The organism is Collinsella aerofaciens (assembly GCF_015552075.1).
GTDB classification, from domain to species: domain Bacteria; phylum Actinomycetota; class Coriobacteriia; order Coriobacteriales; family Coriobacteriaceae; genus Collinsella; species Collinsella aerofaciens_Y.
On record NZ_JADNDZ010000087.1, the window covers coordinates 48,510 to 57,895 of the forward strand.

Annotated in this window: 7 protein-coding genes; 4 read left to right on the top strand and 3 right to left on the bottom strand. The window is 59.4% G+C overall.

Annotation, left to right across the window (positions count from 1 at the left end; genetic code table 11):
- Nucleotides 1–27: 27 nt before the first annotated feature.
- Both I2D41_RS06675 and I2D41_RS06680 read right to left on the bottom strand, forming a co-directional pair.
- The gene (locus I2D41_RS06675) at nt 28–2,274 is read right to left on the bottom strand and encodes a KUP/HAK/KT family potassium transporter (RefSeq protein ID WP_195363972.1); all 2,247 of its coding nucleotides are present in this window, start codon (nt 2,272–2,274) and stop codon (nt 28–30) included.
- A 140-nt stretch (nt 2,275–2,414) separates the two neighbouring features.
- Nucleotides 2,415–3,326 (bottom strand): DMT family transporter, encoded by a 912-nt coding sequence (locus I2D41_RS06680; RefSeq protein ID WP_195363973.1) that lies wholly within the window; start codon nt 3,324–3,326, stop codon nt 2,415–2,417.
- A gap of 118 nt (nt 3,327–3,444) precedes the next feature.
- Here I2D41_RS06680 and I2D41_RS06685 point away from each other — a divergent pair, with 118 nt between their 5' ends.
- Both I2D41_RS06685 and I2D41_RS06690 read left to right on the top strand, forming a co-directional pair.
- Complete coding sequence (locus tag I2D41_RS06685) at nt 3,445–4,302, top strand: LysR family transcriptional regulator (RefSeq protein WP_271741669.1); 858 nt, start codon at nt 3,445–3,447, stop codon at nt 4,300–4,302.
- Nucleotides 4,303–4,503: 201 nt separating this feature from the next.
- Entirely contained in the window at nt 4,504–5,985 is a 1,482-nt protein-coding gene (locus tag I2D41_RS06690) for an aminotransferase class I/II-fold pyridoxal phosphate-dependent enzyme (RefSeq protein WP_271741670.1), read from the top strand.
- Nucleotides 5,986–6,184: 199 nt separating this feature from the next.
- On the opposite strand, the gene I2D41_RS06695 is transcribed toward I2D41_RS06690, so the two are convergent.
- Nucleotides 6,185–6,595, bottom strand: a complete 411-nt coding sequence (locus I2D41_RS06695) for a peptide deformylase (RefSeq protein WP_195363975.1) — start codon at nt 6,593–6,595, stop codon at nt 6,185–6,187.
- Between the two features lie 205 nt (nt 6,596–6,800).
- Here I2D41_RS06695 and I2D41_RS06700 point away from each other — a divergent pair, with 205 nt between their 5' ends.
- On the top strand, nt 6,801–8,216 hold the full coding sequence (locus tag I2D41_RS06700) for an MFS transporter (protein WP_195363976.1): 1,416 nt from the start codon (nt 6,801–6,803) through the stop codon (nt 8,214–8,216).
- 152 nt (nt 8,217–8,368) lie between these two features.
- A complete protein-coding gene (locus tag I2D41_RS06705) occupies nt 8,369–9,280 on the top strand; it encodes a hypothetical protein (RefSeq protein WP_195363977.1) in 912 nt (303 codons plus the stop codon).
- Nucleotides 9,281–9,386 lie beyond the last annotated feature (106 nt).

The following is a 9,386-nucleotide window of genomic DNA, read 5'->3' on the forward strand; positions in this document are numbered from 1 at the left end:
CCGTTGTCGTCAATGGCTGGTGGCGTGTTAGAAGTTGGCGTCGTTGAACTGGGTGCTCTCGAGTCCGTCGAGTTGCTGTTCGGGCGTATCGGCGACGCTCTCGAGCAGCTCGGTGGGATCGACGTTCATGCTCTTGCCGGCCTCGTTGCCGTTGACCAAGTCGTCCGAGAAGATGTCGACCTCCATTTCCTCGGCCTCTTCGATCTGAACTTCGAGCGGCACCTGGGTGCGCACAAGTTTGACGGCCGGGCGCATGCGGGCAAAGAGCGGTACGTACTCGATGATGATGGCCGAGTTCTCGAGACCGTACCAGCGTGCCGGGCTTCCGCAGGCGCGGCGGACGGCGTACTTGATGGCCATCACGCGGTGGTCATTGCGGTTGATGTCCGTTTCGGGGGCAAGCATCTTGCGCAGCATACAAAAGCGGAAATCGCCCACGTTGCCGCGCGTCTCGTAGATGGAGTAGGTGTGATGTTGCGGCGGCAGCTCGCCCGATGCCATCAGGTCGCCAACGATCTGACGCAGATAGGCGTTGACGCGCTGGTTGACCTTAAAGCCCAGGTCCAGGCGCACGCGGAACAAAAAGTCCGTGCCAAAGGTCTCGACGGAATACTCGTGCGTATAGGGTTCGTCGGTAACGTGCACGTTGATGAACCAATATGCCTTGGCGCGCTTGGGGTGCTTGTCCAGGATGGAATAGAGCACGTCGCGGTCGAGTGTGAGCGGGTCGGGGCTGTTGGTGAGAAATACCAGATTGTCGGCGAGCACGGGATAGGTCTCGTCGTTGCGCAGGCGGTTGAGCTGATCGATGTACTTGGAGACGGGCAGCAGGATCGTCTGCGTGCGCTCGATGGCGGTGCCGCGGCGCCACACATACATAAGGCCAAACAGCAGCGCGGCCAGGAAGATCATGACGTAGCCGCCGTCAAAGAACATGGTGAGGCATGAAGCGAAGAAGCACAGCTCAATGGCGCCAAAAAGCAGGGCGAAGACGCAGGCGCTCAGTCTGTGCTTGAGAATGCCGACGATATAGCTCGTCAAAAGCGTCGTGGTCATAAGCATGGTCACGGTAATGGCGAGGCCATAGGCGCTCTCCATGCGCTCGGAGTTCTGGAACAGCAGCACGATGAAGATGCAGCCGACCCACATGATGTTGTTGACGAGCGGAATATAGAGCTGACCCTTGGTGTCGCTGGGGTAGTGGATGCGCAGGTGCGGCATAAGGTTGAGGCGCGTGGCCTCGGATACCAGCGAGAACGAGCCGGTGATGAGCGCCTGCGAGGCAATGATGGCCGCCACGGCCGAAAGCACGATGGCAAAGGGGCGCAGGGGCTCAGGGAGCATCATATAGAACGGGTTGACGATATCCATCGCGAGCATCTGGGGATTGGAATTGTTTGCGAGCAGCCAAGCGCCCTGACCCAGGTAGTTAAGGATAAGCGCCGCCTTAACAAACGGCCAGGATGCGTAGATGTTGGCCTTGCCCACGTGGCCCATGTCTGAATAGAGCGCCTCGGCGCCGGTCGTCGACAGGAAGACGAAGCCGAGCACCATGATGCCCGAGTGGTTGATGAGCGAGAACAGAAACATGACGCCGCGGATGGGGTTGAGCGCGCGCAAGATGGACAGGTTGCCGAGCATGTTGAACAGACCGGCGCCTGCCAGGAACAGGAACCACAGCGTCATGAGCGGACCGAACAGCTTGCCGATTGACGAGGTGCCAGCGCGCTGCATGGCAAACAGGCCGCAGATAATGATGATGGTAATAATGATGACGTTAGTTTGCCCGTCACCCAACAGCGCGTGGCCCCACTCGATGGTGCGCAGACCCTCGATGGCTGTGGTGACCGTGACAGCGGGGGTGAGGATGCCGTCGGCGAGTAGCGCCGCACCGCCGATCATGGCGGGGAGAATCAGCCACGGTGCCACCTTGCGCACCAGGCTAAACAGGGCGAAGATGCCGCCTTCGTTGTGGTTGTCGGCCTTCATGGCGATTACCACGTACTTGACCGTGGTCACGAGCGTCATGGTCCAGATGACGAGCGAAAGCGCGCCCAGGATCATGTCCTCGCTGACGGTACCGATGCCGCCGTTGTTGGCGACGATTGATTTCATGGTGTACATGGGGCTCGTGCCGATGTCGCCATAGACGACGCCGAGCGTTACGAGCAGCATGCCAGCGGAGAGGGGGATGGCTCCGTGCCCGCCTTGACCACGCTGGTCTTGGGGGCTTGCCTCCAGTTTGTTGTGTGCCACGTGGACTCCCTTTGACATCCGGTTATCTGTCTAGGACAGATAATCTTTATGCCGTCTTTATACATACAAGAGCAGTTTGGCACATCAGGTTATTTTAGACAATAATCCCCAGCTGGGGATTATTTATGTACGTAGGTAGCATTTCAAAACAGGGGCTTTTAAGCACGTGCTGTCTGGGCTATGCCAGCCTTGGCGCTTGCGCGCTTGCCGGCGAGTTCGCAAAAAATCGCGCCGCCGATGATAAGCGCGGCGCCCATCAGGCGGACCGGTGTTATGGTTTCGCCCAAAAGGACGGCCGAGAACACGACGGCCGAAAGCGGCTCGAGGTAGCCGACGACGGCGACGGTCTGCACGGGCAGTTTGGCGACGGCACTAAAGTAGAGCAGGCAGCCGATGCCGGTGTTGACGACGCCGAGCATGACGACGGCGCGCCAATCAATACTGGCGGCGACGCCGGCGGGCAGGAATGAGGGAGCACCCTGCGTGATGAGCGTGAGGACCAGCGCGGTCACAAAGGCGGCGCTCACCTGGAGCGTGGAGTTCTCGAGGCCTTCGATGTGTGGCGCGCCCTTGCTGGCGATGACCATCAATGCGTAGCAGAAGGCCGAGACGATGCCGCAAGCGATACCCGCAATGGGCATATTGCCGCCCAGACCTTGTGCCGCGATGAGGAAGGCGCCGCAGGCGACGGCGATAAACCCGGCGATTTTGCCGCCGGTCAGTTTTTCGCCAAAGATGAGTGGGGAGAGCGCCATAACGATGATGGGGCCGCAGTAGTACAGCAGCGAGGATACGCCGACGCCGATCGTCTGGTAGGCGCGGAACAGAAAAATCCAGCTGGTGCCCAGCGCGGCTCCCGAGAGGAGGAGGGCCGCGGCTTCGCGGGGGCGAGATGGCGCCTGCAACTTATGGCGTTGGGTGATGGCGAGGATGGTGACAAGCGAGAGTGCGCCCAAAAACGTGCGCAGTAGCACGATATCGGAGCTCGGCAGCGCGATGGCGGCGGCGATGATGCCGTTGGAGCCAAACAATAGCAATGCTGCTAAGTACGTAAACAGTCCGTTGTTCATGCGCTGACATCCCCTCTATATCTGAGCATGTTCACTATGGGTGAACTGGCTCTAGAAGAAAAGCGAATATAATGCATGGAGAACATGACAAAAACTCATGCAAAGGTGGAAGGGTGCCGTGGAAACGAATATTCAAAAGATGCAGGTGCTGCTGGAGACGGTGCGCGCCGGAAGCTTTACGCGTGCTGCCGAGCGCCTGAGCTATTCGCAGCCGGGCGTGAGCCGTATGGTGGCCGATCTTGAGGCCGACTGGGGTTTTAAGGTGCTCGACCGCAGTCGCGAGGGCGTGGCTCTTTCTGCCGACGGGCGGCAGGTCATGCCGGCTGTCGAGGCGCTCTGCGAGGAATTCACTCGCTTGCAGCGACGGGTGGATGAGATGCGTGGACTCATGCGCGGCAAAATCTGCATCGGTACGTTTTCGAGTGTGGCGACCCACGTGCTGCCGCCGGTGATTGCGCGCTTTCGCGCCGATCATCCGGATGTCGATTATGAGTTGCTGATGGGCGACTATTCAGAGATCGAACAATGGGTGGCAGAGGGCCGCTGCGACCTGGGCTTTATTCCGCGCGAGCCACGCGGCGCCGGCATGGCGTCGCGACCGTTGGTGCAAGACGAGCTGATGGCCGTGGTGCCAGCGGACTCCTCGCTTGCCACCGCGGAGGTCGTTTCCCTTGCCGATTTGGCCAACGAGCAGTTTATCCTGCTGGAACGCGGTAGCGACGACGAGATTACGCCGCTGTTTCGCCGCGCGGGCCTGGCGGTGCGCTCTAAGCTGTCGACCTGGGATGACTATGCGATTATGGCCATGGTCGAGGACGGCCTGGGCGTGAGTATTCTTCCCGCGCTCATCTTGCGCCGTTGTCAGTTCGATGTTGCCGTGCGTTCGCTCGAGGGACATCCCCATCGGCAGATCAATGCGATATATCGCACGGCTGACGTTTCGCTTGCCGCCGCTCGATTCCTTGAATACCTCTAAACGCGTACACGCCATTGTCCGCTTTGGGCAAACCTCGGAGTTCGGTACGTTTTCTTATGAAATTGAACTTTCGAATGAGGCGCGGCGCTATACTGCTTACTAAATTGAACCTCGGTTCAATTCGTGTTCTATAAATTGAACTTTGCCAGCGAGGAGGTTCCTGTGGCCCAAGAGACGTTTAGCGATCGCCTGCGACAGGCTATGTCCGATCGCGACGTTCGCCAGTCGGACGTGATCCGCGCATCGGAGATGCTCGGCAAAAAACTCGGCAAGAGTCAGATGAGCCAATATGTGAGCGGCAAGACGATCCCGCGGCGCGATGTGGCTGAGCTGCTCGCTCGTATTTTGGAGGTCGATGTTACCTGGCTGCTTGCCGGCGACGCCGATCAAGGCGAGGCATCATCACCCCGCAACGATTCCAAGCCCGAACCCCATCCCTCAGCTCAAATTGCAAGGAGCACCACCATGCGTACTTTTTCTAAATCCACCAAGCTCGATAACGTCCTGTATGACGTGCGCGGTCCCGTCGTCGACGAGGCCGCCCGTATGGAGGACGAGGGCGAGCGCATCCTCAAGCTCAATATCGGCAACCCGGCGCCCTTCGGTTTCCGCACGCCCGATGAGGTCATCAAGGACATGCGCCAGCAGCTGCCCGACTGCGAAGGCTATTCCAACTCGCGTGGCCTGTTCTCCGCGCGCAAGGCGATCATGCAGTATTCGCAGATCAAAGGCCTGCCCAACGTTCAGATGGAGCATATCTACACGGGCAACGGCGTGTCCGAGCTCATTCAGCTTTCGATGAACGCGCTGCTCGACAATGGCGACGAGATTCTGATCCCCAGCCCCGACTATCCGCTCTGGACGGCGTGCGCTACCCTTGCTGGCGGTCATCCCGTACATTATCTGTGCGATGAGCAGGCGGATTGGTATCCCGACCTAGAGGATATGGAGTCCAAGATTACGAGCGCGACCAAAGCCCTCGTCATCATCAACCCCAACAACCCCACGGGCTCTGTCTATCCGCGCGAGGTGCTCGAGGGCATCGTCGAGATTGCACGCAGGCATCAGCTGATGATCTTTGCCGATGAGATCTACGACCGCCTGTGCATGGACGGCTACGAGCACGTCTCGATTGCCTCGCTCGCCCCCGATCTGCCCTGTGTCACCTTTAGTGGCCTTTCCAAGTCGCACATGATTGCGGGCTATCGTATTGGCTGGATGGTGCTCTCGGGCAACCAGCGCTGCATGAGCGACTTCATCATGGGCATCAACATGCTTTCCAACATGCGCCTGTGCTCCAACGTGCCGGCTCAGTCGATCGTTCAGACGGCACTCGGTGGCCATCAGTCCGTTAACGATTACATCCGTCCCGGCGGCCGTGTCTACGAGCAGCGCAACTTTGTGTATGAGGCACTCAGCAAGATTGACGGCATCTCGGTAGTTAAGCCGCGTGCGGCGTTCTACATCTTCCCCAAGATGGATGTAAAGAAGTTCAACATCACCGATGACGAGCAGTTCGCCCTTGACCTGCTGCACGAGAAGAAGATCCTGATCACGCGTGGCGGCGGCTTCAACTGGGCTGAGCCCGACCACTTCCGTATCGTGTACCTGCCGCGCATGGAAGTACTCAAAGAGTCCCTCGAAGACCTCGCCGACTTCTTTGACCATTACCGCCAATCGTAGGGGATTAGGTGCCTGCCGCCGCAAGAATCGAGGCGTCGCAGGATAGACATACGACAGCGAGCGAGCCGCATTTGCGCCAAGGTGACGTGAAATGAGAGGGCGCTGACCTTCTGGTCGCGCCCTCGAAATTGAACGTCAGATTGGCGTGAATGCGGCTCGCGCAGCGTCAAGTGGTCCGCCGTTCGGTAGAACGGCGGAACTAAATAACAATCCCGTTGCAGTGGTCGATTTCGTGTTGGATGATCTCGGCGGTGTAGCCCGAGAAGTTTTTGATGCGGTGGACGAAGTCCTCGTCCAAATACTCAACCTTAATGCGGCGATAACGGGTACAGGGACGCTCGCCGACGAACGAGAGGCATCCTTCGCTCGTCTGATAGGCATTGACCTGCTCAAGAATTTGAGGGTTGTACATCAGGAGTGTCCTGTTGCCGTCCTTTACGCAGATGATGCGTTTGCGCACGCCGATCATGTTGGCGGCGAGGCCCACGCACTCGCGCTCATGCTCGTGGAGTGTATCCAGGAGATCCTGCCCGGTTGCGGCATCGTCGGGTCCCGCGTCTTCGGAAGGCAGACGCAAAAAGAACTCGGACTTCATGATGGGTTTAATCATGGCGGGCTCCTCATGTCTTATGCTTTCGTGGACTTTTAATAATAGCGCGGAAGGAAAGCTGTGCGTCCGCGTTACAATCTTTCGATGTTGGACCATGTTGCCAGATTCGTCGTGTACGGCGTCTGGCGTAAGTCTAGGGCTCATTTTTCGCCCTGGACTGTCCCTCTGGGGCGATGCGACTGTCGTTCCAAGAGGAAGGAAATGCATGGGGAGCAAATCTCAGCAACAAGTTCAAGTAACGCCATCGGCCACTGCGGCGATTCTCGTCGTAATGTATATTGCAGCCTTTGTTGCCGCGTTTAACGAGAACATCATTAACGTGGCGTTGCACGACATTATGGCGGCCTTTTCGGTGAGTGCCACCACGGCACAGTGGCTCGTCTCGGGCTACATGATCGTGACGTCGATTTTTACGGCCATCATGGCCTTCCTGTCCGGCCGTTTCTCGACGCGCAAGCTGCTGTTTTTCGCATGCGGATGCATGGTCGCCGGCGAAGTCCTGTGCCTGGTCGCTCCGTCGTTTAGCGTTTTGCTGCCAAGTCGTATTTTGCAGGCTGCGGGATCGGGCATCTTGTTCCCGCTCATGATGAACGTGGTGCTGTCTTGCGCCCCGCGCGAGAAGCTCGGTCTGTATCTGAGCCTGGGCGGCGCCTGCATTACGCTAGGGCCGGCGTTTGGACCCGTGATTAGCGGTTTTATGTGCACGTTATTTGGCTGGAGGGCGGTGTTCGTAGTGCCGCTGGTGGGCGGTATTGCGGTCGCTGCGGCGGGCGTAAAGCTCGTTCAGAATGTCGGAGAGCGCTTGAACACCACGCTTGATATTCTGTCGGTTGTTTTGCTCGCCGCCGGCATTACGGCATTTGTGTATTCCGTAGGCGAGTTCTCGACCAATCTGATTGCCGGCATCGTGACGCTTTTCGCTGCCATTGTGCTGCTCGGCCTGTTTGCGGCCCGCCAGCTTAAGCTCGAGCATCCGGTGCTTAACGTGCGTCCTATGGCGAGCGTTCGTTTTTGGCCTGCGTGCCTGCTCGTGGTGGTGTCGATGACGACGACGTTCTCGATGAGCGTTTTGTTGCCGCTCTATTTTGAGGGCGCATACGGCATGACCGCACTTGTTGCGGGCCTGCTCATTTTGCCAGCAATTGCCTGCAACGCCGTGACCTCGATTGTGGGCGGACGCGTGATGGACGCCCGCGGCGCATGGCCGCTGCTGCCGGTCGGCTTTGCCCTGATTGCCGTGGGGCAGACTGCCATCTCGATGACGGCGGCAAGCATGAACATCGGCGTCGTCGTGGCACTGACCGTTGTGGTGTATGCCGGAGTCGGTTTGGTGCTGAGCCCCTCGCAAACGGCCGGCTTGGAGACGCTACCCGCCGCTGAACATCCTCACGGAACGGCATTGCTTAACACGTGGAATATGATTGCCGCATCGTTTGGCCCGTCGCTGTTTATCGGTCTGCTCTCGAGTTCTGCGGCGACTGCCGGTGCGGCTGGCGTTGCGACCGACGTTGCCCAGGCGATTGGATTTGCAGCTGCCGTGCGTGTGGCGGCTGTAATTGCCGTGGTCGGGTTCGTGGCGTCGCTGGTGTACGCTCGTCGCGAGTCACACATGTCGCATTAATGTGTACACATAGATTCTGCAGCTAGATTGGATGGCGACACCATAAACTAATGGACGTTTTGCCGAGAGGCATGAATGTTTAAAGCGCAAAGAGTGCGCGACGGGCCCCGCGAATGGGGCGATGATGCCCGAGAGGGCCAAGAAGGAGTCTCATGTCTGAGAACGAAGAGATCATGAACGAGACCGAGAACGAGACCGTGGCTGCCGAGGTCGAGGCAGTCGAGACCGTGGAGACCGAAGCTGCCGAGGTTGAGTCTGCTGACGAGGTTTCCGCCGAGGAGGAGGCCGAGGTTGTCGAGGCCGCCGTTGATTACGATGACGAAGAGCTGATGGACAAGATGCAGAAGGCCGCCCGCCTGCTGCGTAGCCGTCGCTTTGCTATTTCCAAGGAGGAGGAGGCCAAGGCCGAGCGCATGGCGAACATCGAGCGCGCCATCAAGCTTCTTGACCTCAAGCCCAAGATGGAGCAGAAGGAAATGTCTGACCTGCTGGGCATGCGCCTTCGTGAGCTCGATGGCCTGATGGCCGAGGCCGAGGCTGCCGATCTGGTCGGCCGAATCGACGACGCCGAGGGCGATATGCGCAAGATTGTCGTCTTCGCTGCCGAGGATGCCGCTGAGGGCCTGGTCGAGCTTGCCAACAAGAAGGAGAAGCTCCTGCCCGAGCTTTCTTACGAGGAGGCCACCGAGCTGATGGCCGCTCTCGATAAGGTCATTGCTCCGCTCGTCGCCATGGGCCTGGACGAGGACCGCGGTCCTCGCGGCGGTCGTGACGATCGCGGTGGCCGTGGCGGTGACCGTGGCGGTCGCGGCGGCTTTGGCGATCGCGGTGGCCGTGGCGGTGACCGTGGCGGTCGCGGTGGCGATCGCGGCGGCCGTGGCGGCTTTGGTGACCGTGGCGGCGACCGTGGCGGTCGCGGCGGCTTTGGCGGCAACCGTGGTGGCTATGGCGACCGCGGCGGCAACCGTGGCGGCTTTGGCGGCAACCGCGGTAACGACCGCGGCGGTCGCGGTGGCGACCGTGGCGGCCGCAACGGCGGCGGCTTCCGCGGCAACCGTTTCTAATTGGGTTACGCGGTTTTACCAAACCGCGTAACTAGTTGACGCTGCGCGCCACCCAGGGCGACAATTTGTCATTCAAAAGGCAAGGCATGACCAGAAGGTCTATGCC